Source organism: Acinetobacter sp. (assembly GCF_041911495.1).
Classification (GTDB): domain Bacteria; phylum Pseudomonadota; class Gammaproteobacteria; order Pseudomonadales; family Moraxellaceae; genus Acinetobacter.
On sequence record NZ_JAYROT010000060.1, the window covers coordinates 15,183 to 41,796 of the forward strand.

Genomic DNA, 26,614 nt, shown 5'->3' on the forward strand with positions numbered 1-26,614 from the left:
ATCCTTGTCGGATTGCACATCCGTTCTTGAATTGACCGCTATTTATTGAATCCACTGTTAAAAAAGGGTGCATAGAATGACCGATGCCTTAGTCTTACAAGATTTGCATAAAACTTATAAAAATGGCTTTCAAGCACTCAAAGGAATTGACCTCACCGTTCCAGAAGGCGAATTCTATGCGCTACTTGGTCCAAATGGTGCAGGTAAATCGACTACTATCGGCATCATTAGCTCTTTGACAAAAAAGACCTCAGGTAGCGTCAATATTTTTGGTTATGACCTTGATCAGTTTTCCTCTAAAGCAAAGCAACATCTTGGCGTCGTCCCGCAAGAGTTTAACTTCGGTCAATTTGAAAAGACTTTTGATATTCTCGTCACTCAAGCAGGCTACTACGGCATTGATAAAAAAATTGCCGAACAACGTGCCGAGCATTATCTCGAAAAGCTCGGACTTTGGGAAAAGCGTAATACCCAATCTCGCCTACTTTCAGGTGGTATGAAACGTCGCTTAATGATTGCTCGTGCCATGATGCACGAACCAAAACTGATGATTTTGGATGAACCGACCGCAGGTGTTGATATTGAACTGCGTCGTTCGATGTGGGACTTTCTCACTGAGCTGAATCAAAATGGCACCTCAATCATTCTCACCACACATTATCTTGAAGAAGCAGAAATGCTCTGTCGTCGCATCGCCATTATTGATCGTGGTGAAATCAAAGAAGATACCAGCATGAAAAGCTTCTTAAATCAGCTTTCTGTGGAAACCTTTATTTTTGATTTGGCAGCACCAATCGAACACTTTGATTTAAATATTATTGGATTCCAATTCGATTTAATTGATTCGAGCACCTTGCAAGTCACGATGGATAAAGCCCATTCAATTAATGATTTATTTGCAATCTTTGAAGCCAATGGCATCGTGATCAGCAGTATGCGAAATAAGGCAAATCGACTCGAAGAGCTCTTTGTAAATATGGTCGAGAAAAATCTGACAGGAGCGAACGCATGAACCGTCAACAACTCAGCATCGCATTCCTGACTATCGTCCGTAAAGAAATTCGTCGTTTTATGCGGATTTGGCCTCAGACGCTTCTACCGCCTGCGATCACTATGAGCTTATATTTCGTGATCTTTGGCAATCTCGTTGGTTCTCGTATCGGTGAAATGGGCGGTTTTAGCTATATCCAATTCATCGTGCCTGGTTTGATCATGATGTCAGTGATTACCAATAGTTATTCGAATGTGTCATCAAGTTTCTTTAGTGCTAAGTTTCAACGAAGCGTCGAAGAACTCATCACAAGCCCAGTGCCAAATCATGTGATCTTACTTGGTTTTGTCGTTGGTGGCGTAGCACGAGGGATCTGCGTTGGCTTTATTGTGACGATCGTGAGCTTACTATTTACCCAGCTCAGCATTTTTAATATTTTCGTGACGATATATACCGTACTCATTACCTCGATGATGTTTTCATTGGGTGGTTTTATTAATGCAGTCTATGCCAAATCATTTGATGATATCTCGATCATTCCGACCTTTGTATTGACACCGCTGACCTATCTCGGTGGTGTATTCTATGCGATTAGTAATCTCAGTCCATTTTGGCAAAATGTGTCTTTACTCAATCCGATCGTATATATGGTCAATGCGTTTCGTTATGGCATCTTAGGGCATAGTGATGTCAATGTTTGGGTTTCTCTAATGGTGATTAGTGCGGGCTGTTTTATGATGTACGCTATCGCTTATCATTTATTAAGTCGTGGTACAGGAATGCGTGAATAATGTCAGTTGATGCGTCACTTTTGGGTCAAGACACCCAATACCCAACGAAATATGCTCCTGAGCTATTGTTTCCAATCGCACGTAGCGATGCACGCCTAGCCTATAAAGATGTCACGGGTATTGCTCAAGGCATCGACTGGTGGCATGTCTTTGAAATCTCATGGTTGGACTTAGATGGCATACCACAAGTTGCGATTGGACGATTACATATTCCTGCAACCTCAAGCCATTTGATCGAATCAAAATCGTTAAAACTGTACTTTAATAGTTTTAATTTCGAGCGTTATGCACGACAAGATTTTATTGATACGGTTGAAACTGACTTATCCAAAGCTGCCCATGCAGAGATCAAACTTGAATTATTCGATGTTGATGCGCTCACCGTAGATCGACCTCATGGGATTTGCCTTGATCAATATAAGCCAAGCACTATCGTTTATCATCCCGATGCGTCATTGCTGACTTTAGACAGTGAAGTACAACCCAACAATGAAATCATCGAACAAAGCTATTACTCACATTTATTACGCAGTAATTGCCCTGTCACCAATCAACCTGATTGGGGCACTTTATTGATCCGTTATCGTGGAAAAAAGCTTTCTGAAGCCAATTTATTCGCTTATATTATCTCTTACCGTGAACACAATGGTTTTCATGAGCAATGTGTTGAGCAAATATTTGCCGATATTTGGATACAATTGCAACCTGAAAAACTGATGGTTTACGCCGCTTATACACGTCGAGGTGGATTGGATATCAATCCATGTCGTGTATCAGATCTTTCATGGATGCCAAGTCCGCTTAGATTAGCGCGACAATAAGCACAACAATAGACTATTGGAAATTGATTGAGGAAGAACAATGCCAAGTTTTTTTGGATTTATCCCATCCCCTTCACTACTCAGTGATATTCAACAAGCTCAGCGCAGTCGTAATGCGTCTGAACCGATGTATCCACTTCGAGATAGTATCGCATTAGCAATGAATGATGAGCTATTAGATCACGTGTTGAGTGATGGTCTAAAAGAGTTTCCACCAAGTGACCGTAAAGATACTGCGGAAAAATTAGTCGGCTATGTGAAAAGTACCGTCCGTGCATTACTCAACCAGCTATTAAGCAAAACTCCGAATGAAAAAATTGTCGCTTCTCTTGATTTTATCGAAGGCAGTATTTTCCATGATGCCCAAGCACAGCTTCGTGTTGGCTCGCCATTGAACAGTGCGCTTGTTGCACAAATGCAAAGCAACTTTGCAGCAATTCTCGCAGGTGAAGATCAAAGCAAAATCAAACCTGCATTGACTGAACAATATAAGCAGTTTGCAGATTTGATGGTTAAACATTTTATGGTTGATTTTAACAAGACACTTGATCTGGGCATGATCAAACGCAAAGCTGCTGATGTCGGCGCAGGTGTTGTCAGCAAAGCGGTGCATATTGCGATTAATAAGTTAATCCCTGCACTAACTGACGAAGAGCTAAAAATTTTGGCACATCACCATAGTCAGTTGATTCATCAAACCAACTAATTTTATAGTTATATTGATAAAAATATACTGATATAAATCAAGTCGCCAAAGCCTAAGTGATCTATTGTTTGCTTAGGCTTTTCACTTTTAGTTCAATTTTAGCTTTTTTAGTTTCAATATCTATTCTTTCTAAGCTTCTAAATTTAAATTCCTAAACATAATATTTTACTTTTCTCGATGAGATTTCTTAATCAATTTTTTTAGCTGTGTTAGCATATACGACTTGTTTTATCTCAAAACAATACTTCATTTTTTGCATTCCTTTTCCGCTACCAATTATCTTGAACGCCATGTCTTATCGCATTCATCACAATCGCTTCTTACGTCATGCACCTCGAGATGGCACAAGCTCTCGCTACCCCCTTTCACTATGGGAACGCGTCCACCTCGATCCGTGGCTGCTTGGCTTATTGGCATTTAATGCGGTACTTGGGTTGACGGTACTATATAGTGCATCTGCTGAAAATAGTGGCTTGGTACTCAAACAAGCCATGAGCTTTGGTATTGGTTTTGTGGTAATGCTATTTATGGCGCAAATCCCGCCAAAGATGTATCAAGGCTTCTCGCCCTACTTTTATGGTATTGGTGTGTTATCACTGATCGCTGTGATTTTGTTTGGTGAAGTGCGTATGGGCGCACAGCGTTGGATTGATATTCCGGGTTTTGGCAGTGTTCAGCCCAGTGAATTTTTAAAAATCGGTATGCCGATGATGGTGGCATGGTATCTGTCACAGTATCCTTTACCACCAAGTTTCAAACGTGTATTCATTAGCCTCATTATTATTGGGATTCCTTTCTTACTGATTGCTGAGCAACCTGATTTAGGGACTTCGCTACTGGTTTTAGCGAGTGGCATGTTTGTTTTATTTTTAAGTGGTTTATCTTGGCGTTTGATCTTGGCTGCTGTCGGTGCGGTTGCGGTGATTATTCCGATTGCTTGGCAGTTTCTATTACATGACTATCAGCGCCGCCGAGTGTTGACCTTATTAGACCCTGAAGCAGATGCGCTCGGTTCTGGGTGGAATATTATTCAGTCCAAGACGGCGATTGGTTCTGGTGGATTCTCAGGTAAAGGCTATTTAGAAGGTACGCAAGCACATTTACACTTCTTACCCGAAGGTCATACCGACTTTATTATTGCCGCATTTTCTGAAGAATTTGGCTATATCGGCTTGCTGATATTATTGGCGATCTACTTTGCAATGATTATTCGCATCTTCCAAATCAGTTTACATAGCTTTCATAATTATGGACGCCTTGTTGCAGGTGCGTTAGGATTATCGTTTTTTGTCTATGTATTTGTGAATGCTGGGATGGTTAGTGGTATCTTACCTGTAGTTGGTGTGCCCTTACCTTTTATGAGCTATGGCGGTACGGCAATTATTACCTTGATGGCTTCTTTTGGCGTGATCATGTCGATCCATACGCACCGCTAGTCTATTTTAAAGTACATCGGTTTTAAGGTGCATCTTCTTTCAGATACAGCGCTTTTACGATATATCAGTTTTAAAATAGATCTGCGAATGTTTAGCTCAACATATTGATAAGCATCTATATCGAAATTTTATATCAGATTTACGGAGAATAAAGTTAATGACCCATTTTTATAAGAAAGCAATGCTTGCGCTTGGCTTAAGTGCATTTTCGATCACAGCAAGCTTTGCAAACGACTTTATTACCCATCCAAACTATCTCTCATTCAAAGCCAAAGCAATGCAACAACATGGCTTAACTTCTGCGCAAATTGATAATGCCATGTCAGGTGCACAAAATATTGATCGCATCTTAAGCATTATGGCAAAACCTGGCGAAAGTAAGCCGTGGTACGAATACCGTGAGAACTTCTTGGTTGAAGGCACGATTCAACGTGGTGTGCGTTTTAAAAATCAATATGCCAGTGCGCTACGTCGTGCAGAACAAACTTATGGTGTCCCTCAGTCAATCATTCTAGGCATTTTAGGTGTAGAAACAGGCTACGGTGCCAATAAAGGTTCATTCATCACACGTGATGCGCTAGCGACCCTCGCCTTTGGTTATCCACGTCGTGCTGATTATTTCCAAGACGAGCTTGCTGCCCTCATTGCATGGACATATCAAGATGGGCGAGTCACATCAAGCGTGAAAGGTTCTTATGCAGGTGCAATTGGCTTTCCGCAGTTCATGCCAACGAATATCACCAAGCTTGGCGTAGACTTTGATGGCAATGGTCATATTGATCTTGAAAACTCGGCTGTAGATGCGATCGGTTCAATCGCCAACTTCATCTCTAAGCATGGTTGGCAAACAGGTCAACCTGTAGCTATTCGTGCGATCTATACAGGTGTCGATGATACTCAAGTGATTGCACCTGATTTGCGTACAGCAAAACCATATCTGGTTGGTGAGTTGAGTAAACTTGGTGTTCGCCCGATTAACCCAACAGTCAAACTCGACACGATGGATATGGTACACGTGATTCGCCTTGATGAAGTTTCAGGACCGCAGTACTGGATCACCTACCCAAACTTCATTAGCATCATTGGTTATAACCCAAGTCGTATGTATGTTTCTGCGGTATGGCAACTCGGTGAAGAAGTCGCAAATCGTTAAGTTTTGCGGATCAACAAAAAGTGTCAGAAGCTCTAATTTTTTGACACTTTTATAAAAGTCAAACAATATTTTGCGACGCAGTTTGAGTTTTAGGCTATTTTAAATATTTTGTTACATTTTTGATTATTATTTAGCCACAAATTGCGATAAAAAGTTACTTTTTGCAAATTTTTACAGTTAAGACATAGACAAATACAAAAGCGAACCATTACTATCCACTCAATTCTGAAGATCGCATCATGCATATTAATTATGCGATCAATGCACTGGATGCATACTTAAATAGAAGATTTGGTTTTTATTTAAGCAATTTCAGTCACATATTGGTCGTATATAGGAGTCGTCGCGTGCAAAAGTCTTTAAGTACTATTTTACTGATTATTGCAGCTGGTTTTACATCTCAAAGCCAAGCTGAATTATTACCAACTACCAATTTTGTCAATGCTACAGACAAAACCAATTTGGCATCTAAAGTCCTCGATAAAGATTTCCAAGCTTTAAGTGATAGCTTATTTAAAGGAAATGGTGATGCTCTAACTGGTTTAAGCATTACTGAATCTGCAAACAACCGTGTTATAAACAAACAAGTGGTTGCAGCAAAAATCGAAGTTCCTGAAGAGCCAAGTATCATTGAAAAATTGAATACTGTTGCCTCAAACACTGTGAAAAAATTCACGCAAAGTGGTGTGGCATCTTGGTATGGTCGCCAGTTTCATGGCCGTAAAACTGCAAGCGGTGAGCGTTTCGACATGAACGCTTTGACTGCTGCACACCGTACCCTACCGTTGAACTGCTATATCCGTGTAACGAATAAGAGCAATGGTAAGAGCGTAATTGTTAAAGTCAATGATCGTGGTCCATTCCATGGCAATCGTGTTGTTGACTTATCTTACGGCGCTGCCAAAGCAATCGGTATTACTGGTGCAGGTCTAGGTAAAGTATCTATCGAACGTGTTGAAGGTCCGAATTCTTAATTCTGATTTTTAAAATGTTCCAAAAGCCACTATTTATTAGTGGCTTTTTTTATATCGAAAATCTGATTTATAAAATGCTACTCAAAGCAGTATTTGACCTGTTTTGATATTGCAGTTTCTTACGCAGGGCGATACATTAAAGATAGAGTTGACTGCAATGCGAGGGAGCGTGATGAAAACAATTCAAGATTGGCTATCTGAATATAACGAGAGCCACCAGAATGCGACAAATAAGGTGATTCACTGGGTTTGTGTTCCTGCAATCCTTTTTACCATTATTGGCATTCTAATGCACTTGAGTGCCCTCCTCACTGCATTATTATTAGTTTTAAGCCTCGTGTTTTATGCTCGCTTGGATTTGGTCTTGGCAATCGCTATGGCTGTACTACTTTCAATGATGACCACGTTGGTCATTATTCTGCCTGTTGGTAAAAGCTTTTATTTTGCAATGTTTGTGATTGCTTGGATCGGGCAGTTTTATGGACACAAGGTAGAAGGTAAAAAGCCATCTTTCTTTAAAGATTTGCAGTTCCTACTCATTGGGCCAGTATGGTGTATGGATGCTTTTTTAGGTAAAGCCTTGCCGAAATGGCGCTTTCGCAACCCTGCGCTTTCTTAACAATTCAAGTCAGCATATTTATTGAGCTTCCATTAAAGACCGCATGAATAGAATGGCTCAATGAATATACTGAAAACTGCTTGAATAACTCAGCAATATTCTCATTAATTCTGCTTGGCTATTGCAGTCAACCTTAGCAAAAATATGCTTAAAATACGTTCTCACTGTACTGAGTGTCATGCCACATTGTGTAGAAATCTGAGCAATATCTAGCCCTTGCACGAAATGCTCGCAAATCTCTACCTCTCGCTTAGACAACTTAAAATGCGTTATCAAATAAGATTTTGCCAAATGCACTTGGGGATGACGAGAAGTCAAAAATATCGCTACCTTATGAGATGGTAATCTTGTATTTACTTGATTCTCAACATTTTGGCCGACATGACTTTTCAGCATAGAAAATGGAACCACGGAAATTAACATCGGTTTTTGATCAAACTCATCCGTCAATGACATCACGCCACCAATCTGATCATTTTCTAAATTTTCAATGTGGCTTTGAAGCATTGAGCTTAAAATATATGGAGTTTAGGAAGTTAAACATTTTACAAAGTATGGTAACTTCCTTATATGAAAGCAAAAAACAGATACTATTTCCGTTCAAGAATCGCAGAAGCAAAATTCAGACAAATTATTCGCTTTTTTGCCATGGATTTCACTGCTTCAGATACAGCTAGACTCACAAATATTTCTGTGAGTACCATAAATACAATCTAAATCAAATTACGTAAAAAAAAGCTCATTGTTATTACGACTGGCACTTGACCAACGCCATGCTACAGCGTGTCGTTCCTCAAGTGTATTTCAATGAACATAACATGACATTATGCGGATAGCAGCATCGGTTTTTCTCTAATTTTGTTTGAGTTAATGCTAGCCTCATCCATGAGGCAAAGCGTTTTTAGTTTTATGCTAAATTACTTTTGTACTACAGCGGTTGCTGGAAGCGTTTCAGAAATTTTGCTTTCGTTACCACCACAGAACACGTGACCAAACCCTCCTGCGCTTTTTCCATCTTTAACGTCATAAATGATCTGGTCATTCTTCGCTGCACTCACCCCGCCACTGACGAAGTCGAGTTTCAATGAGTTTCTCGTCCGCCAAGCAATGTTGTGATCTACACAGGAGCTATCACCCGATACCCCCAAAGCACCAACCAATTGTCCTTTTGAGTTATACAAAGCTAAACCGCCCCCGAATACATTCACGCCACCGATGCGCTCGCCAACCAGCGGATCGTTGTCGCTCCCATTACTTTCTGCATTGCCTTTGTAGGCTCCCGCCGTATTGATCGGGTTGCTATGTTGCAATCCATACAGCGATCCACCAGGTTGAGTTGCAGAGTATAAATTGGCGGTAGACAGCGCTAGATTTTCAAGACTAAATGCATTTGCAGTATTCGCTTTTTGTGCCGAAATTAAACGACTGCCAGGCCACTGAGAATCATATTTAGTACCGGTATAAACAACTGTACAAACTTTACCGGCTCTATTTACTACCGTTCCCCACATGTCAAGGTTAAATCCTCCATTATCAGCTTTGTGCGCATCAATAAGGGCCTTTTTAAGCGCGGCATGTGTAGGTAAGCCTTCACAATCTTTTGCTTGAGCTTCCAGTGTTCCCAGTCCTGTGACAAGGGCTAGTAAGATAATCGACTTTTTCATTAAAAAATCCCTTCATTGTATGAAATAATATTAGTCTTACCAAAATAATCAGCACACTGATATTATATCAGTGTGCTGATACAGGCAAGAATTTTTAATCGGTGATCAGGCGATGAGATTTAAAGACACTTTAGGCATTAGCCATAAGCTAAAAATAGTTGAACATGAGTTGTGTCGAAAAATTGAAGTCGAACTTGCAAAGCTCGGCCTAACTCTTCCTCAATACACAGTTCTGTCTTGTCTTGAAGAAAAATCCACAGCGACAAATGCCGAACTTGCCAGAAAGTCATCTGTTACGCCCCAAACGATGAATAAAATTATGCAGAACCTGGAGAGAGATGGTTTTGTTACAAAAGAAAAAAACTCGGAGCATGGTTTAAAGCAAGATTTCACAATGAAACCTGAAGCCAAAAAAATCCTATGCGATGCTCACGCTCTGGTGAATAATATTGAATTGAAGATGGTTCATGGAATTTCTGAGGTAAAAATAAAAGAGTTCGAAGATATTTTGAGTCAGTGCCTCTATAATCTGTATTAGTCCTGCAAGTGAAGGAACTTTTACCATAAATCGTATTATTTAACTTCACGATAATACCAATGACCACAGTGATAATTACTCTCTGTGGTCTTTTTTTAAATCTTTATTAAAGCAGTCAAATATCTAAACATTAATACACATCCGCACGCGTCTTTCTCACCAAACTCGGATCATGCTTTTCACGTTCTAAACGCTCAACCAGTGTTATTGCTTGCAACTCAATTTTGCCATCTTTAAATACAATCATCTCACCGGGCTGATAAGCCTGCCACAGTTCGTTATCTGTTAATGGCTCTGTGGTAATCACTGCGACACGATCTTCTGGTGTCGTCACTGTGCTAAAGTCGATATCGACATCTAAGTCAATGAGCTTTGCATGCTGAAATGGATATTCACGAATCAGCCAATGTAGCTTAGTGGTGGCATAGCTAAATAAAGCTTGCCCATTCGATAAGAAGAAATTGAATGTGCCGTGTTCTGCAACCTTAGGGCAAATGTGTTGCAAATACGCAAAAATATCTTCAAGGCATGGATGTTCATTGCCGAATCTTAGTGCCAACTGGTCTAGCACATAACAAAATGCCAATTCACTATCAGTATCACCAACGGGTTGGAATCGACCAGTTAACTCAGGCTGAAAATTGAGTAAATCGCCATTATGCGCAAAAATCCATTGTCTGCCCCATAGCTCACGTACGAATGGGTGTGAATTTTCTAAGTTTATTTTGCCTTGTGTAGCCTTTCGAATGTGCGCAATCACATTGCGTGATTTGATCGGATAATTACGAATGAGATTTGCAATCGGTGACTCTAAAGCAGAATGATTGTCAACAAACAATCGACAGGCTTTTTCTTCAAAAAAAGCAATACCAAAACCATCAGAGTGATCCGATGTGACTCCCGCACGCTGCGAAAATCCTCGAAACGAAAAATCGATGTCGGTAGGTGTGGCGCAATTCATTCCGAGCAATTGACACATAAGCTTTCACTATTTTGGGAGGTTGGTCTTACAGAAGCTTAAAGTCAATACTTCTAGCTTAGCTGTCTTTCATCCAATATATGAAATATTGTTGTGTCTGCTCAAGTCTTTTTTTGAATATAGATATCCAGCGTTGATATAAAAGTGATCCCGTCTTAACGCTGAATCATTTTGTTCATGACAAAGCTTTTTGCTGCTTCATTCATTTCAAGGTAGACGAAATAATCTAAGCAGTTGAAATCTTCATCATAAAAAGCTTGCTTAGAAAGTTTAGCTTGCATATTCAAATACACATCGAATAGCTTCGGCATACGCTCCTCATGTGGCAAGCTGAAACTCGGGACTTGCGGTGTGAATGCATTTAACGCTTGAATATCAATACTTTGCTCAGGACTCAATTGTTGAAGTAATTGATGCGTATGATAAGCACGTGCCAAGTTATCTTCCAAACGAATACTGACACAGCCGATCAAATGCTTCGCACGCATGCTCCATAATACTTTTGGTGCAAGATTGAGCCATAACATTGACAAAGCTTTGCCTGAACGAAAACGTGGGTGAACACAAGTACGACCCACTTCAACTATGTTCGAACAATTTGCAAGATGTGGAATCACATTGAATTCCTGAGCGCTATAACTATGCCCAACTTCATGCCCTTGGAATAATTTTAACCGTGTATAAGCAACGATTTCACCTGACCATTTTTCACGAAGCACCGCATGTTCACAGCCAAAATCATAAATATCTTGATCAATCTCTTGCTCGAAAGAGATGCCAAATTGATCAGAAAATTGTGCTGCACGGAATTGTTGGACTTCACGGAGTTGTTTTAAATCATCGACCCATTCAAAACGGTATTGGGTTTGTTGGCTTTTATTTTTATTCAGTGGCAGTTTATTGGCTAATGGAAAACTCGATAAAGGGTTGCCTTTAGGCAGGGGAAGATTTTTGGCAAAAGGGAGTTGTTTTGGTGATGGTAGCATTGGGCGAAATTGATTGAGTTTTTCTAACATATTGTTACTCCTCGTTTTGCTTACGATAGAAGCGACAGATGACAAATAGATGACTAAATCATGAGCGATTAATGACAATTCAAAAAACTGTCATATAAAAAAGCAAAGTTAGAATAAATAACCTCAGTTCGACATAAGATGAGTAAAAATTATCTAATTCGTGGGAGCGTCAGTCGCATTGTTCGAGGGCAGAACAACTTTAGAAAAATGACGTTTTTCAAGGTATCGGATGATTTGTAGTGTATGACCGAGTTTGCGACTGACAAATGGTTTTGCTTACTTTTCCCGAAAGAAAAGTAAGTCGAACCGAAGGTTAATCCCGAAATATGAGTATACACCGCATGACCTTGTCTAAAAATGCTTTTCTTTATCAACGCTGTACAATACAAACTTCATCGGACTCCAGTTAAATAGAAAAGGTCGCACTAAGCGACCTCTTCAAAACACTCAGAATAAGCGTGAAATTAATGCTTATTTAACCGATTAGAAATCAGCGTACCTACACCATGATCAGTGAAAATTTCTAACAAACTGGCATGTGGCACACGACCATCAACGATATGCGCACTCACTACACCACCTTTGACTGCATCAAGCGCACAAGTCACTTTTGGAATCATTCCGCCATAGATCACACCAGTAGCGATCAACTCATCCACATCATGGGTATTTAGACCTGTGAGCAATTCTTTGTTTGCACCAAGTACACCTGTAATATTAGTGAGCAAAATCAGCTTTTCAGCACTTAAAGCTTCTGCAACTTTTCCTGCAACCAAATCGGCGTTGATGTTGTAGGTATTACCCTCTTCATCGACACCAAGCGGTGCGATCACAGGAATAAAGTCACTGTGCAAAAACATGTCGATGACATCAGTTTTCACGCCTGCAACTTCACCAACTAAGCCAAGATCAATCTGTTCAGTACCTTTGTCAGTGACTTTATCAATCATCAATTTTTTGGCGCGAATCAGATTACCATCTTTACCCGTCAGACCAATGGCACGACCGCCATGTTTGTTGATCAGATTCACGATAGATTTATTGACGCTACCGCCAAGCACCATTTCTACAACTTCCATAGTCGGCGCATCTGTCACTCGCATACCGTCGATACGATCAGACTCACGACCGAGTTGTTTAAGTAGATTGTCCACTTGCGGACCACCGCCATGCACCACCACAGGATTGATACCGACGGTTTTTAACAGCACAATATCTCGTGCAAATGAGCTTTCCAGTTCAGGATCAGTCATGGCATTGCCACCGTATTTCACGACCACAGTTTTCCCTGAAAACCGTTGGATATACGGTAAGGCTTCGATAAGCACTTTGGCTTTATCAACACCAAGTTGATTGATTGACACGAAATACTCCTGAACTTTTAAGCCGCAATCTCTTGTAAGGCTTGGGCAAAATGCGGTGAGATATTATGCACCATCTCGACAAAAAATGCTTTAATCTTCGCTAAATAGAGCGCATCATCGGCATCAAAACGCACGGTAAAATATTCACCTGTATTGGACGCACGGATAATGCCAAAACCATATGGGAAATCCAGTCGAATACCATCAACACAACTTAATGTCATCGACTGCGCATCGACTTGTGCTAAATCATTGTGAATATAATCCTGAATATGTGCAAAAAGTTGCACACGATCTATACCGTTCGCATCAATATAAATATCAGGACTTGAGGTACGTTCAGGAAATTCTGCTAATACTTCACTTAGACTTTGCTGTGTTGATTCAAGATATTCCAGTAAACGCAGTGCCGCATACAAGCCATCATCGTAGCCTAGACCACGACCATCGTTAAATACATAATGCCCTGCGTATTCGCCACCAAATACCGCTGAATGCTTAGCAATATAATGTCTTAAAAAACTACTGCCTGTACGAAGCATATGACTACGACCATGATAATGAGCCACAGTTTTTGCAATCATCGTCGAACACTTCACATCAAAGACGATCTCAGCAGACGGCTTTACTTTTTGATCAGTTAAACAAATTTTGGCAAAAGCACACATCAACCGATCCGGACTAATCCATTGACCGAGTTCATCAATGATCACCACACGATCGCCATCACCATCTAAGGCAAAACCCATCACCGACTTTGACTCAAACACGGCTTCTTGTAATGTTGCTAAGCGTTTGACATCACTGGGATCGGGTGCACCATGCGGAAAATTACCATCTGCATAACAATTTAACGCAATCACCTCACAGCCGACATTTTCTAACGAATTTTTTGCAATTTCACCTGCCGAACCGTGCAAACCATCAATACAAATACGATGATTATTTTTTAATTTTATATCTTGCTTTAAATATGAAAAATATTCTGCTTTAGCATGCATTGTGGTGACTTTGCCACGATGAGATAACGTTTGAAAATCTTGTGATTCAATCAGATCAGCCACATCTTGAATCTGCTCAGCGCTTGGCGGAAGATGCTGACACAACCATTTAAAGCCATTATCTGTTGCAGGATTGTGGCTTGCGGTGATCATGATGCCATTGCCACCAAAACGCTTTGCGGTAAAATACAGTAATGGCGAACTGACACATCCAATTTGAACAACATCTAGTCCAGATGCAGTCAATTGCGCTGTGATGATGTCTGCAAAGGTGCTACTGCTTAAGCGTGCATCAAATCCAATGACGACTTTTTGTTGATGCGCACGGATAAACTGTGTGGCAAGTGCTTTGCCAATTTGAGCGACCAATCCAATAGACAACTGCGCAACTTTTCCCCGAATGTCATACGCTCGGAAAATTTGTCGAGGCACAGATGCCACTGTCGTGGATTGGAATTGCTCACTCATTTCGTATCTAATTCTTTAAAAATACGGGAATTTATTTCGTGCCAGTATGTCCAAAGCCACCTGCACCACGCTCGGATTGCTCAAATTCTTCAACAATATCAAACTGCACTTGTTGCACTGGGACAACCACATATTGTGCCAAACGCTCGCCTGGTTCAAGCACAAAATCCGCCTGACCACGATTCCACACCGATACCATCAACTCACCTTGATAGTCTGAATCAATCAAACCAACGAGATTACCCAAGACAATTCCGTGCTTATGACCTAGTCCTGAACGTGGCAAAATCAAGCCTGCAAAATGCGGATCTTCGATATAGATCGACAATCCTGTTTTCACCAAAACCGTCTGACCAACCGCAATAGTAATTGCCTCATCTAAACAGGCTCGTAGATCAAGCCCTGCCGAACCGACAGTTGCGTAGTTTGGCATGTCCCATTGGGTGCCTAGACGTTCGTCTAATACTTTGACTTGGACTTTCATATTGTTCCTTTTAATTTCTGACTAACTTTGATCAATGATAGCGTTTTAGTGACTATAATTATCTTTTCATTAAGGCTTTGAGATTTTCAATGGCACGGCGAGCTTGTTCTTTAGGATCGACGTCGCTTGTTCCAGCAGGCTTCTTCCGCCCTAACCATTCTATGTCATTCTGTGGCAATTCATCTAAAAAACGGCTCGGTGACATTTGCTTCATTTGTCCACCATTTTTGCGCTGCTCAGCCAAAGTCATGGTTAAACCTTGCTTCGCCCGAGTAATGCCCACATACATTAGGCGACGTTCTTCCTCAATGGTTTCACTGGCGATCGAGTTGCGATGTGGCAGCAATTCCTCTTCCAAGCCCATCATATAGACATAGGGAAATTCCAAACCTTTCGCCGCATGCAAAGTCAGTAGATTGACCTTATCTTGATCCTGCTCTTCTTGCTGTTGTTCCAGCATGTCGATCAACACCAGCTTGCGAATCGCACTTTCAATATTGCGATCATCAACATCTTCAGCTTTATTGATCAGATTTTGGATACTGCTATATAGGCTTTCGATATTGTCGAATTTCGACTTTTCTTGCGCAGGTGTGGCAGCATTTTCACGAATATAATCGACATAACCCGCTTCATTAATGAACTGACGCACCAACGGTACAGGATCATCATGATCATGTAATTCTTCGGTAAAGCGTTGAATAAATTCAGCAAACTCATGCAACTGGCTCATGGCTTTTTTCGGCAAGACCATCGCAAGGCGTTGATCCGCAGATGCACCAAGCAAAGACAAATGATTTTCCTGCGCAAATAAGCCGAGCTTTTCTAAGGTCACAGGACCAATCGCACGTTTTGGTGTGTTGATAATGCGTAGAAATGCACTGTCATCTTCAGGATTAATGATCAAGCGCAGATAGCTCATGATGTCTTTAATCTCTGCCCGAGCAAAGAACGATTGACCACCTGAAAGCTTGTAAGGAATCTGCATCTGACGTAGCTGTGTTTCGATCACTCGTGATTGGAAATTACCACGGTACAATACCGCATAATCTTTCCAATTTTTACCATTCATCAGCTTGTGCGTAATCAAGTCTTTGACCACACGTTCCGCTTCATCATCATCATTGCGACAGGTAATCACTCGAATTGCTTCACCACGCCCTTTATCACTCCACAAGGCTTTTTCAAAAATATGTGGATTGTTGCCAATTACCGCATTGGCAGCATTCAAAATGACATTGGTCGAGCGATAGTTCTGCTCCAGTTTCACCACTTTTAAACGTGGAAAATCATCTTTGAGCAGTGCCATATTTTCAGGCTTTGCACCACGCCATGCATAGATCGACTGGTCATCATCACCTACGGCGGTGAACTGTCCCATCACGCCGACCAGCAACTTGACCATCATATATTGTGCGGTATTGGTGTCTTGATACTCATCGACGAGTAGATAACGCACCCGATTTTGCCATTTATCCCGCACTTCGGCATTGTCTTGTAGCAGTCGTGTTGGGAGCACGATCAAGTCATCAAAATCCACCGCATTATAAGCACGCAGATTGCGCTCATAGAGTTGATAAAGATGCGCCAATTGTACATCTTCTTCAGTTTCACAAGTGACATGCGCTTGTTCAGGCAAGATCAGATCATTTTTCCAATCCGAGATTTTCTTCATGGCTTTGGCGATCAGCTCTTTGCTATCGGCATTTGCCAGATTGTCCCGATGCATCAAATCCATCAAAATTCGTTTGCAATCGTCGGCATCTAGAATAGAAAAATTATTTTTCAGTGGCGTATGTTTTAGCTCGATTCGCAGTAGATTGAGTCCAAAAGTATGGAAAGTCGATACGCTCAAACCTTTGGATTGTTCTTTGGACAGATGCCGAGTAACACGCTCTTTCATCTCACGAGCGGCTTTATTGGTAAAGGTCACTGCGGTAATACGATGCGCAGGGATGCGACATTCTTGTACCAAATAAGCAATCTTCTGCGTGATCACCGAGGTTTTGCCCGAACCTGCACCCGCCAATACCAATAGCGGTCCTTGCGTATAGCGCATGGCTTCTTGTTGTTTCTCGTTCAGCAGGCTACCCACAGACATTCAGACACCTAAAAATTAAATTGACAGCAACATGTGTTATCGCATTCTCAATCAATGCAATGAAAAACTTTGCAGTGCGATTTTTAAAAAGCAAATTATAGAGCCTTGCGTTTCAGTTGCAATGACTAATCTCAGAATGGTAGTTGCATGGCGTCAAATTATGCCGTGCTCAATCCATCATTTTCACATACTCATGATGCTAAGATTTGAAACATTAATGCTGACAGACTTGTAAATCATCTTGCTTTGCTTGCAACTGATTTTTCTTGGTAGACAACACTTTTTGCAATTGATCAATTTGGTTTTGCGCTGCCACTTCCCCTGCTTGTATGGTCTGCATGCGTGAGCCTACAGAGAATACATGGGCTTTTTCACGAATGTCAGGACGGATCACGATGTCCGCCTGCTTGACTTCGTAGTCGGCGAGGCGATTTTGCATGATGTTAATATTTTGGTTAAACAACCCCCACACATTCGACGTTTCGGTATGTTCTGGACGTGCCAAAATATCTACAGCAATGATCATATCTGCGCCAAGCTGTTTCGCAATAGACACAGGTACAGGATGCACTAACCCACCGTCAACATACTCCTGCTCACCGATCTTGGTTGGGACAAACATACTCGGAATACTGGTCGAAGCCATCACCGCTTTGCCTGTATCACCTTGTCTAAAAATCACATCCTTTCCAGACTTTAATTCTGTTGCGACCACATAGAATGGAATCCTCATATTTTCAAGAAGTGTATTATCCACCTGCGCATTGACATAACTCGCAATTTTTTTCCCATCAAAAAAGCCTTGCTTACTTAAAGTGAAATCCCGTACATCATCGCTTTTGAGATCCATGGCGATATTTTTCATCTGTTCAGGTGTTTTGCCACTGGCGTAGATTGCACCGACGATACTGCCTGCACTGGTGCCAACGATCATGTCTGGACGAATGCCATTTTGCTCGAGCACATCAATCACGCCAATATGCGCATAGCCACGTGCCCCGCCACTACCGAGAACTAAGGCAATTTTGGGTTTTGCGTGCACTGCTGTCGCATCCGCTTGCCATTTGCAGGTGCTTGGCTGCGCAGGTGTCGAGGTTGCATGCACTTGGGTCAATGCGACACTTGCCAATCCTGTCAGCAGTATCGATCGAATGTAGCGGATAGATTTACTCCGTTGCTGCGCAAAACGTGGCGCACAATTCAGCCTCAAAAGAAACCCTCATTTTATTTTACTGGGTGAAGTTGCATAGCGCATGCTAAAGGAACTCATGCGCAGACTCTAGGCAAATTTTGCAGAAAAATGTTAATTTGCGCACCTTATCTTGAACAGTTTTCGACTAATTTTGAACAGGTGCACTTCATCTAACTCTTTAAGAAAGTCGATGACGAAACAGCCATGCTGCTAATGGCAAGGTAATAATGGCGAGTACCAGCATCGGGACAAAATCCCATTTCACCTGTGCAAAGCCAGCGCCTTCTAGGTAGACCCGTTGCACCAAATCGATGCCGAAACGCAGTGGATTGGCATAGGTCAGCCAGTTCAACAGCTCAGGCATATTCTGCACAGGAGTCAATAATCCTGATAATAAGGTCAATGGCATAATCAAGAAAAAGGTATAGAGCATGGCTTGTTGCATATTCAGCGCAATTGCCGAAATCGACAAGCCCACGCCAACCACCGCAATATTAAAGGCGAATAAACCAAAATACAGCAATGCCAGCGAACCATTCATCGGGATTTGAAACCAAAATAGAATAATCATCAAAATCAACGTCGACTGAATCACCCCAATCAAAATCGGTGGAATCGCTTTACCGATCATAATCTGTGTTGGCGTGTATGGCGTCACCAACAGTTGATCAAATGTACCCTGCTCACGCTCTCGTGCCACCGACATCGCCGCCAGCATCAAGGTTTGCATCATACTCAGTGTCGCAATCAATGACGGCATCATGCCCCAACGTGACTCTTGGTTGGGGTTATACCATGTGCGAGTTTTCACGGTTATCGCCGAGGTGGTGCCAAGTCGCTCTTGATTGACCTGACTGACCACACTGCTGATATAAGAACCTGCCATGCTTGCCGTCGACGAATTACGCCCATCCACGATCACTTGGAGCGCAGACGATTCATTATTGTTGAGCTTATCCTCAAAGTCCGCTGGAATGGTAATCACTGCCAGCGCCTCTCGATCATTGATGACCTGCTGGATTTGTTGATTATTTTGCAAATCCGCAGTCCGCCGAAATATCCCCGAACCATCCATGTGTGACAATATTTGCTGTGATGCTTGACTATGACTTTGATCTAACACCGCATAATCGACATGATTGACATCGTAGCTGGCAGCATAACCAAACAACACCGCCTGAATAAATACAGGGGCAATCAACGTCACCCGATTGGCAGGATCGACTAAAATCGCCAAAAACTCTTTTCGAGTCAGCACCCAAAGATAACGAAACCAGTGAGTGATCGCCGTGATAAAGTGATTCATGGTGATGTTACCTCAAGCGTTTTCTGAGCGATCGTGCCGTGACGATGGTCAGGAGCACAATATAAATCAACAAAATGCCACATTGCTTTAACCACAATGACCAATCATCTCCGCCAAGCAATAGCGTTTTAATCAAAGTCATATAATGCGTTGCAGGCAAGACATTACTCACCACTTGCACCACGATGGGCAGGTTGCGAATATCAAATACAAATCCAGACAACATCATCGCAGGCATAAAGCTGGCAAGTAGCGCCATTTGACTGGCTTGAAACTGACTTTGCGACAAGCCAGAAATCATCAAGCCCATCAGCAATGACACCATCAAATACAAAAATGAAGCCCCCATCACCGAAATCAGCGAGGCTCGAATTGGCACTTCAAACAGCCAATTGGTAGCAACCAAACAGATGACAGTATCAATCAAACCAATCACGATATAAGGCGCCAGCTTGGACAGCACAATTTCTAAAGGGCGAATTGGTGTGACGTACAATGCCTCCAATGTGCCTCGTTCCCGCTCCCGTGCAATCAGCAAGCCTGTTAAAAACGCACCGACCAAGGTCAAAATCAATACAATTAAACCCGGCACCAAAAACCATGTACTGTTGCCCGATTCGTTAAACCACATGCGCTGACTGACCGTTATTACACCCGCAGATGATCCAGAATTGGTACGGTCGGCTTGGATAGTGGTAGTGGTGTTTAAGGCGCTGGAAATATAGCCTTGTAAAGCAGACGCAATGCTGGTGGAGCGCCCATTGGTAATCACCTGTACATTAGCGTCACCATTGGCATATTGTTCAGCAAAATCGCTGGGAATATTGAGAATAGCATCAATATCGGCATCACGCATCGCCGCTTCTGCCTGATGAAAGCTGGGATAATGACTGACGCTGATATATTTCGAGCCATTTAAACCACTAATCACCTGCGCACTCTGTGGGGTGGGATTTTGCTCCACCACACCGACTCGACCATTGCTTAAGTCAAACGACAGTCCATAACCAAACAGTAAAATCAAAATAATCGGCAAAATAAAACCAATCGCCATGCTACTTTTGTCACGGATCAATTGCTTGGTTTCTTTGCGAGTCAAGGCAAATAAACGCGTCCAGAATGCAGAGAAATTATTCATGGCGTGTACCTCATTGCTTTAGCGCTTCTGATTGCTTTAGCTTATCGGCACGGGATTGCTCAACGATGGCAATGAATGCGCTATTCATATCATTCACACTTGTATCTTTAGCCCTTTTATCTGCCACGCTTGTATCTTTTACGCTTAAGTCCTGCATTTCGCCACGTCCATTTTCATGAATCATATTACGAATCTCTTTGGGTGTGCCAATCGCAAGCATCTTGCCTGCATCTTGAATGGCAATCCGATCGCAATATTCCGCTTCTTCCATAAAATGTGTGGTGATAATGATGGTAATGCCGTGATTTGCCAGCTCACCGATGGTGTACCAAAACGAGCGCCGTGCCAGCGGATCAATACCACTTGTCGGCTCATCCAAAAACAAAATCTCAGGCTGATGTAACAATGCCGCCGCCATCGACAAGCGTTGTTTAAAGCCATTGGGTAAATCGCCACTTTTGGCATTTGGCTTTAGGTCAAACTGTGCTAAGGCTTTGTCAATTTGCTGTTTCAAATGCTTGCCAGACAAGCCATATGCTCCGCCAAAAAACTTTAAATTGTCTAGCACACTCAAATTGCCATACAGTGCAAACTTTTGTGAGACATAGCCAATTTTCGCCCTCGCCTGTGCCCGAGCAGTACGCAAATTCATCCCAGCCACTTCCAGCACCCCGCTACTGGCAGGCAATAAGCCACACAGCATGCGAAAGGTGGTGGTTTTGCCAGCACCATTGGGACCGAGCAAACCAAAAATTTCACCTCGAGAGACATCAAAAGAAGTGCTCGCCACTGCGGTAAAATCGCCAAAAGTACGCACCAAGTCTTTGACCACGATCACTGGTTTTGATTCATTCAGCTGGCTTTGCTCTGCGTGTTGTATTGTACTTTGTCTTGTATCATGTGCTTTGTCTTGAGTCGCTGTGCCATCTAATACGGACGACTTTTCGACCGTTGCATCGCTTTCATCACCATGTTGCGATTGAGTTGATGCGTTTTCGGCATGATGTTTCGCTTCATGTAAAAACAGCATAAAAGCATCTTCAAGCTCAGGTTCTCGTGCTTGCGCTACCACACCTTCATGCAGTTGATCTGGCGGAAGCTCAGGGTGATCACTACGGGTAATGAAGCGCACCACATCGCCTTTGGGCACGGCATCGGCGATATAGCGATGATTATCCAGTAAATGCGCTTGTAGTATGCGTGATTTCAGTCCAGCACTTGGTTCAGCTTGCCATGTCTGCCCATGCACATGCGAGATCAGCTCAGCTGGTGAACCGTATTGGATGACCTTGCCATCGAGCATCACATAGACATCCTGACAACGCTCCGCCTCATCCATATAAGCGGTACTAATGATCACACTGAGATTTTCATCTTTGACCAATTGCTCGATAATGATCCACAAATCACGCCGAGATAAGGGATCGACACCGACACTGGGCTCATCCAAAAGCAATAGCTCAGGCGAACGCACCAAGGTACACGCCAAGCCGAGTTTTTGTTTCATCCCACCCGAGAGCTTGCCTGCTGGACGATCGGTAAAGCGTGCCAAATCGGTGATTTTTAATAAACGGTCGAAGCGTTCTTTACGCAGATCGGCTGGCACACCATGCAAATCTGCGTAGAGATCGAGATTTTCCTGAATACTTAAATCTTCATATAAACCAAACTTTTGTGGCATATAGCTGATACGATCTTGTACCGATTGTGGATCTTTGGCGACATCCGTGCCGAGCACTTCAAGATCGCCCGAAGTCGGTGCATACAAGCCCGCAATCAATCTTAAAAATGTGGTTTTTCCTGCGCCATCAGGACCGACCAAAGCAGTCAATTGCCCCGCTTTGATTTGCATCGTTAGCCCTTGTAGCGCATGCACATCGTCCGCACCTTTTTGCTCAGATTTGAAGATTTGCTTTAAATCGTTGGCGATCACCACACAATCTGTAGACATTGGCTTATTCACCTGAACGGGTTTGATTTTGTTGGGTCGGTTGACTTTGATGGGTCGTTTCACGTTGTTGATGCGACTTGTCGATATGAACCGTAACGGGTTGTCCCATTTTCAATTGATCTTTTGGATCATCGACATAAATACGCACTTCATAGACCAAGGTGGTGCGTATATCTTCGGTCTGGACGGTTTTTGGTGTGAACTCTGCAACTGATGAAATATACCCAATCTTGCCTGTGATCGGCTGATCAGGTTGTGAATCTCGAATCACTTGCGCACGATCACCCATCTGGATTTGCCCTAGCTCGGTCTCGCTGGCATAGACACGCACCCATTTTGGATCGATCAAAGCAATGGTATACACCGACTTGCTCGACGTGGTCATATCACCGACTTCCTGCAAACGTGCTCGCACCACACCATCGACGGGTGAACGCAATTCACTTTGTGCAATCTGATAATTGATCAAATCCAGATTGGCTTTGGTCGAATCATATTGCGCTTTGGCAGCAGCACGGTCTTCTTGGCGCACGCCTTTTTGTAGTAAGGTTAGATTGGCTTTGGCTTCATTTAAGGATGCCTGTGCTGTTTTCATGGTGCTTTTGGCAGCATCGACTTCTTGCTTACTCACCGCTTGCCCCACCGAACTATTAAACAGCACATTTAAGCGTTGATATTGCTTATCGGCATTTTCTACTTGCGCTTGCGCTGAGGCGACTTGCGCTTGAGCTTGGGCAATTTCTTCAGGACGATTACCAGCATCTTGTTCATTGATAGTTTGTTGTTGCACTTGCAGCTGGGCATCGGCTTGTTTGGCTTGGATCGACAGCGATTCGGTATTGAGCTGTGCCAAGACCTGCCCTGTTTGCACACGATCGCCTTCTTGCACCGCCATAGTTTGGATGCGCCCCGAAGTTTCAAATGCCAATGACACTTGACGAATATCGACATTGCCATACAGCGTCAGATGCGATGCGTCATCTTGATCACGATTAAACCACCAAAAGGCGACTGCGGCAGCAATCACCACGATGCCAACCAACAGCACGACATTACTCTTTTTCATGTAGACAAATCCACGCTTAATTTACGTACAAGTTTAAATTCAAATTTAATTTAAACTATAGCAAAAAAGTAAAAAAAGTTATACTGTTATTTTTAGCGTTCTTGGAAATCCATTTTTATGTCTCGTGCACGACGCAGTGATGGCGACTTAACCAAACAAAAAATCTTACAAAGTGCAGGTCAATTGATTGCACAACATGGCTTTGCGCAAACCACCAACAAAGCCATTGCGCAGATGGCTGAGGTGGACTTGGCGGCGATTAATTATCACTTTGATGGTCGAGATGGCTTATATAAAGCCGTGCTCGCTGAGGCGCATCAACATTTTTTAGATGAAAAAGTACTTATTGCGATTGCCAATGCCACAATTGCACCCGAGCAAAAATTAGCCCAATTATTCGAAGCCCTCATCACCAATGTCACCACGATCGAACGCTGGTATAGCAAAATTTTTATTTTAGAAATGCTGTCACCCTCTCCTTATTTGATTGAGTTTATTGAGACCAATGCGCTGAGAAAATTTCAATTGATTCTGAAAATCGTCAGCGAAATTACCGATATTGATGTCAACGATCCGATCTTAATGCCTTCGGTGCTCAGCATCATCGCCCCGATTTTTGTAATGATCTTGGCAAACAAAGACTTTAGCAATCCAGTCCAAGTGATTTCTGCCATGCCAAAACAGGATTTGGTTGAGCATTTTAAAACCTTTTCTTTGGCAGGCTTGGCTGCGGTCAAAGCCAAACATGACAAAACACATTAATTTTTTTACGTTTTAGTGCATCAATTGCCTTTCAACAGGCTATTTTTGCGCTAAGATAGCAAGGGTTTTTATAACATGTGTTTTATCTGAATTTATCATTCAATTTTCATCCCTAAACATAGAAGGAATGCTGCCGTGGACGTACGTCTATCAGATCGTGTGAATGCCATCAAACCATCCCCTACACTAGCTGTCACCAACAAAGCCGCTGAACTCAAAGCTGCTGGTAAGAACGTGATTGGCTTAGGTGCAGGTGAACCTGATTTTGATACCCCTCAACACATCAAAGAGGCAGCAATAAAAGCCATTAACGACGGATTTACCAAGTACACTGCTGTAGATGGTACGCCTGCTCTGAAGAAAGCCATTATTGCGAAATTCAAACGTGATAATAATCTTGACTACCAGCCGAATCAAATTTTGGTGTCTTGTGGTGGGAAACAATCCTTTTTCAACCTCGCATTAGCATTACTCAACAAGGGCGATGAAGTGATCATTCCTGCACCATTTTGGGTAAGTTACCCAGATATGGTGATCATCGCAGAAGGTACGCCTGTGATCGTGAAATGTGGCGAAGATCAACGCTTTAAAATCACGCCTGAACAATTGGAAGAGGCGATCACACCAAATACACGTCTATTGGTGTTGAACAGCCCGTCAAACCCAACAGGCATGATTTATACCAAAGAAGAGCTTGAAGCTTTGGCAGAAGTATTGCGCAAACATCCACAGGTCTATATCGCTTCTGATGACATGTACGAGCCGATTCGTTGGTCTGGTGACTTCTACAATATCGCAACGGTTGCACCTGATTTGTACGATCGTACTTTTGTACTCAATGGTGTGTCGAAAGCCTATGCCATGACTGGTTGGCGTATTGGATATGCAGCAGGTCCTGCAAAGATCATTGGTGCGATGAAAAACATTCAATCGCAGTCTACGTCGAATCCAACTTCGATCTCTCAAGTTGCTGCTGAAGCCGCTTTGAATGGTCCACAAGATGTATTGCAACCGATGGTTGAAGCTTTCAAACGCCGTCATGATTTGGTGGTAAATGGATTGAATGCCATCAATGGTATCTCTTGCTTGCCTGCTGACGGTGCGTTTTATGCCTATGCCAATATCCGTCCATTGATCCGTGCCAAAGGTTTGAAGTCTTGCACAGAGTTCTCTGAATGGTTGCTTGAAGAAACTGGCGTTGCAGTCGTTCCTGGCGATGCGTTTGGTCTAGGTGGCTTTATGCGTATTTCATATGCAACAGCAGATGAAGTGCTTGTAGATGCACTCTCTCGTATCAAAGCAGCTGCCGATTCGATCAGCGGTGTAGATGAAGCGATAGCTTCAATCGAAGCTGAGAAAAATTCATAATTAGCGATGCTTAATATGATTTAAATAAACTTTAAAACTTATAAGCTGTACTTAAGCCCTGACCTCGTTTCAGGGCTTTTTATTGGACAATGCTCTATGAAAATTACATGGCGACACACTTCTTGATGCAATCCATACATGACTTCATTTTAATCAGATTTAGAATTGGCATTAAAACTGCTTAATATACAAGTGTAATCCATTACATGAACAAAGCGTTCGAAGGAGTTCGACATGAAAATTCAAGAAAACCTACACTGCTTAAACAACCTCAAACACATCAAACAACTGCATGATGCAGGTATTGATGCGGATGTCATTGCGCATTTTTTCCAGTCGGAAAATATTCCTTTAAGTGCAGATCAGATTGTGCATATTTTGCACTCGATTGATGCACTGAATAAAAAACAGATTCCATCAAGCAAACTCACTGCGTTAATGAGCGCAAAAGCTGATATTGCCGAATCAGAACAGATTCCTTGTCCTGTTTAAGTGCATTCACGCCTTTCCGTCGTTACGAGAGATTGAGAGCTTATATTTAAACACACTTAATTTAGGTGTATTTAGGGTTCATTCGCCTATTCATTGCGTTTCTTTATCGGATAGTTGAATGAATTGATTGAAAATTAGCTCGCCGAGTTGTAATTCAGTGCAAATAGACTTGACCATTAATAAAATCTGTCTATAATCGCTTGCACATTCTCCCATAGCTCAGTCGGTAGAGC

At 42.3% G+C, this 26,614-nt stretch carries 25 protein-coding genes and 1 pseudogene; 13 read left to right on the top strand and 13 right to left on the bottom strand.

What is annotated here, in order from left to right:
* Window positions 1-76 precede the first annotated feature (76 nt).
* From ACE3PQ_RS07815 to ACE3PQ_RS07850, 8 genes are all read left to right on the top strand, one after another.
* Window positions 77-1,012 (top strand): ABC transporter ATP-binding protein, encoded by a 936-nt coding sequence (locus ACE3PQ_RS07815; RefSeq protein ID WP_374296678.1) that lies wholly within the window; start codon window positions 77-79, stop codon window positions 1,010-1,012.
* A complete protein-coding gene (locus ACE3PQ_RS07820) occupies window positions 1,009-1,782 on the top strand; it encodes an ABC transporter permease (RefSeq protein ID WP_374296679.1) in 774 nt (257 codons plus the stop codon). The genes ACE3PQ_RS07815 and ACE3PQ_RS07820 overlap by 4 nt, the downstream gene beginning before the upstream one ends.
* Entirely contained in the window at window positions 1,782-2,603 is an 822-nt protein-coding gene (gene queF, locus ACE3PQ_RS07825) for an NADPH-dependent 7-cyano-7-deazaguanine reductase QueF (RefSeq protein ID WP_374296681.1), read from the top strand. The genes ACE3PQ_RS07820 and queF overlap by 1 nt, the downstream gene beginning before the upstream one ends.
* A 40-nt stretch (window positions 2,604-2,643) precedes the next feature.
* Window positions 2,644-3,309 carry a hypothetical protein gene (locus ACE3PQ_RS07830; RefSeq protein WP_374296683.1) on the top strand — a complete coding sequence of 222 codons (666 nt, stop codon included), beginning with the start codon at window positions 2,644-2,646 and terminating at the stop codon, window positions 3,307-3,309.
* Window positions 3,310-3,599: 290 nt separating this feature from the next.
* A complete protein-coding gene (gene rodA / locus ACE3PQ_RS07835; protein WP_374296685.1) occupies window positions 3,600-4,745 on the top strand; it encodes a rod shape-determining protein RodA in 1,146 nt (381 codons plus the stop codon).
* A gap of 157 nt (window positions 4,746-4,902) precedes the next feature.
* The gene (gene mltB / locus ACE3PQ_RS07840) at window positions 4,903-5,898 is read left to right on the top strand and encodes a lytic murein transglycosylase B (protein WP_374296687.1); all 996 of its coding nucleotides are present in this window, start codon (window positions 4,903-4,905) and stop codon (window positions 5,896-5,898) included.
* A 347-nt stretch (window positions 5,899-6,245) separates the two neighbouring features.
* Complete coding sequence (locus tag ACE3PQ_RS07845; protein WP_374296689.1) at window positions 6,246-6,872, top strand: septal ring lytic transglycosylase RlpA family protein; 627 nt, start codon at window positions 6,246-6,248, stop codon at window positions 6,870-6,872.
* Between the two features lie 172 nt (window positions 6,873-7,044).
* Window positions 7,045-7,491, top strand: a complete 447-nt coding sequence (locus ACE3PQ_RS07850) for a DUF962 domain-containing protein (protein ID WP_374296691.1) — start codon at window positions 7,045-7,047, stop codon at window positions 7,489-7,491.
* A 57-nt stretch (window positions 7,492-7,548) separates the two neighbouring features.
* On the opposite strand, the gene ACE3PQ_RS07855 is transcribed toward ACE3PQ_RS07850, so the two are convergent.
* Window positions 7,549-7,947, bottom strand: coding sequence for a helix-turn-helix transcriptional regulator (locus ACE3PQ_RS07855; protein ID WP_374296693.1), 399 nt, complete (start codon window positions 7,945-7,947; stop codon window positions 7,549-7,551).
* A gap of 114 nt (window positions 7,948-8,061) precedes the next feature.
* Between ACE3PQ_RS07855 and ACE3PQ_RS07860 the strand changes: the two are divergent.
* Window positions 8,062-8,205 (top strand): annotated as a pseudogene (locus ACE3PQ_RS07860) (IS1595 family transposase); the annotation flags it as partial.
* 203 nt (window positions 8,206-8,408) lie between these two features.
* Here ACE3PQ_RS07860 and ACE3PQ_RS07865 read toward each other — a convergent pair.
* Window positions 8,409-9,155, bottom strand: a complete 747-nt coding sequence (locus ACE3PQ_RS07865) for a heme-binding protein (RefSeq protein ID WP_374296695.1) — start codon at window positions 9,153-9,155, stop codon at window positions 8,409-8,411.
* A gap of 112 nt (window positions 9,156-9,267) precedes the next feature.
* Here ACE3PQ_RS07865 and ACE3PQ_RS07870 point away from each other — a divergent pair, with 112 nt between their 5' ends.
* Window positions 9,268-9,693, top strand: coding sequence for a MarR family winged helix-turn-helix transcriptional regulator (locus tag ACE3PQ_RS07870; RefSeq protein ID WP_374296697.1), 426 nt, complete (start codon window positions 9,268-9,270; stop codon window positions 9,691-9,693).
* Between the two features lie 130 nt (window positions 9,694-9,823).
* Here the strand turns inward: ACE3PQ_RS07870 and ACE3PQ_RS07875 are convergent, their stop codons facing one another.
* The 11 genes from ACE3PQ_RS07875 to ACE3PQ_RS07925 form a co-directional block, all read right to left on the bottom strand.
* Window positions 9,824-10,672: a class II glutamine amidotransferase gene (locus tag ACE3PQ_RS07875; protein ID WP_374296699.1), complete on the bottom strand. Its 849-nt coding sequence runs from the start codon at window positions 10,670-10,672 to the stop codon at window positions 9,824-9,826.
* Window positions 10,673-10,827: 155 nt separating this feature from the next.
* Window positions 10,828-11,688, bottom strand: a complete 861-nt coding sequence (locus tag ACE3PQ_RS07880) for a GNAT family N-acetyltransferase (protein ID WP_374296701.1) — start codon at window positions 11,686-11,688, stop codon at window positions 10,828-10,830.
* Between the two features lie 464 nt (window positions 11,689-12,152).
* Complete coding sequence (gene argB / locus ACE3PQ_RS07885; protein WP_374296703.1) at window positions 12,153-13,052, bottom strand: acetylglutamate kinase; 900 nt, start codon at window positions 13,050-13,052, stop codon at window positions 12,153-12,155.
* 17 nt (window positions 13,053-13,069) lie between these two features.
* Window positions 13,070-14,521 (bottom strand): phosphomannomutase/phosphoglucomutase, encoded by a 1,452-nt coding sequence (locus ACE3PQ_RS07890; RefSeq protein ID WP_374296705.1) that lies wholly within the window; start codon window positions 14,519-14,521, stop codon window positions 13,070-13,072.
* Window positions 14,522-14,552: 31 nt separating this feature from the next.
* Complete coding sequence (dut, locus tag ACE3PQ_RS07895) at window positions 14,553-15,005, bottom strand: dUTP diphosphatase (protein WP_374296707.1); 453 nt, start codon at window positions 15,003-15,005, stop codon at window positions 14,553-14,555.
* 58 nt (window positions 15,006-15,063) lie between these two features.
* Window positions 15,064-17,106, bottom strand: coding sequence for a UvrD-helicase domain-containing protein (locus tag ACE3PQ_RS07900; RefSeq protein ID WP_374296709.1), 2,043 nt, complete (start codon window positions 17,104-17,106; stop codon window positions 15,064-15,066).
* A gap of 214 nt (window positions 17,107-17,320) precedes the next feature.
* The gene (locus ACE3PQ_RS07905) at window positions 17,321-18,268 is read right to left on the bottom strand and encodes a patatin-like phospholipase family protein (RefSeq protein WP_374296727.1); all 948 of its coding nucleotides are present in this window, start codon (window positions 18,266-18,268) and stop codon (window positions 17,321-17,323) included.
* A 208-nt stretch (window positions 18,269-18,476) separates the two neighbouring features.
* The gene (locus ACE3PQ_RS07910; protein WP_374296712.1) at window positions 18,477-19,604 is read right to left on the bottom strand and encodes an ABC transporter permease; all 1,128 of its coding nucleotides are present in this window, start codon (window positions 19,602-19,604) and stop codon (window positions 18,477-18,479) included.
* 7 nt (window positions 19,605-19,611) lie between these two features.
* Window positions 19,612-20,742 carry an ABC transporter permease gene (locus ACE3PQ_RS07915; protein WP_374296714.1) on the bottom strand — a complete coding sequence of 377 codons (1,131 nt, stop codon included), beginning with the start codon at window positions 20,740-20,742 and terminating at the stop codon, window positions 19,612-19,614.
* A 10-nt stretch (window positions 20,743-20,752) separates the two neighbouring features.
* Window positions 20,753-22,693: an ATP-binding cassette domain-containing protein gene (locus tag ACE3PQ_RS07920; RefSeq protein ID WP_374296716.1), complete on the bottom strand. Its 1,941-nt coding sequence runs from the start codon at window positions 22,691-22,693 to the stop codon at window positions 20,753-20,755.
* Window positions 22,694-22,697: 4 nt separating this feature from the next.
* On the bottom strand, window positions 22,698-23,759 hold the full coding sequence (locus tag ACE3PQ_RS07925; RefSeq protein ID WP_374296718.1) for an HlyD family efflux transporter periplasmic adaptor subunit: 1,062 nt from the start codon (window positions 23,757-23,759) through the stop codon (window positions 22,698-22,700).
* A 117-nt stretch (window positions 23,760-23,876) separates the two neighbouring features.
* Between ACE3PQ_RS07925 and ACE3PQ_RS07930 the strand changes: the two genes are divergently transcribed.
* From ACE3PQ_RS07930 to ACE3PQ_RS07940, 3 genes are all read left to right on the top strand, one after another.
* The gene (locus ACE3PQ_RS07930; RefSeq protein ID WP_374296719.1) at window positions 23,877-24,521 is read left to right on the top strand and encodes a TetR/AcrR family transcriptional regulator; all 645 of its coding nucleotides are present in this window, start codon (window positions 23,877-23,879) and stop codon (window positions 24,519-24,521) included.
* A 135-nt stretch (window positions 24,522-24,656) separates the two neighbouring features.
* Window positions 24,657-25,889 carry a pyridoxal phosphate-dependent aminotransferase gene (locus tag ACE3PQ_RS07935; protein WP_374296721.1) on the top strand — a complete coding sequence of 411 codons (1,233 nt, stop codon included), beginning with the start codon at window positions 24,657-24,659 and terminating at the stop codon, window positions 25,887-25,889.
* A 234-nt stretch (window positions 25,890-26,123) separates the two neighbouring features.
* The gene (locus ACE3PQ_RS07940) at window positions 26,124-26,381 is read left to right on the top strand and encodes a hypothetical protein (RefSeq protein ID WP_374296723.1); all 258 of its coding nucleotides are present in this window, start codon (window positions 26,124-26,126) and stop codon (window positions 26,379-26,381) included.
* The last annotated feature ends 233 nt before the right edge of the window (window positions 26,382-26,614 follow it).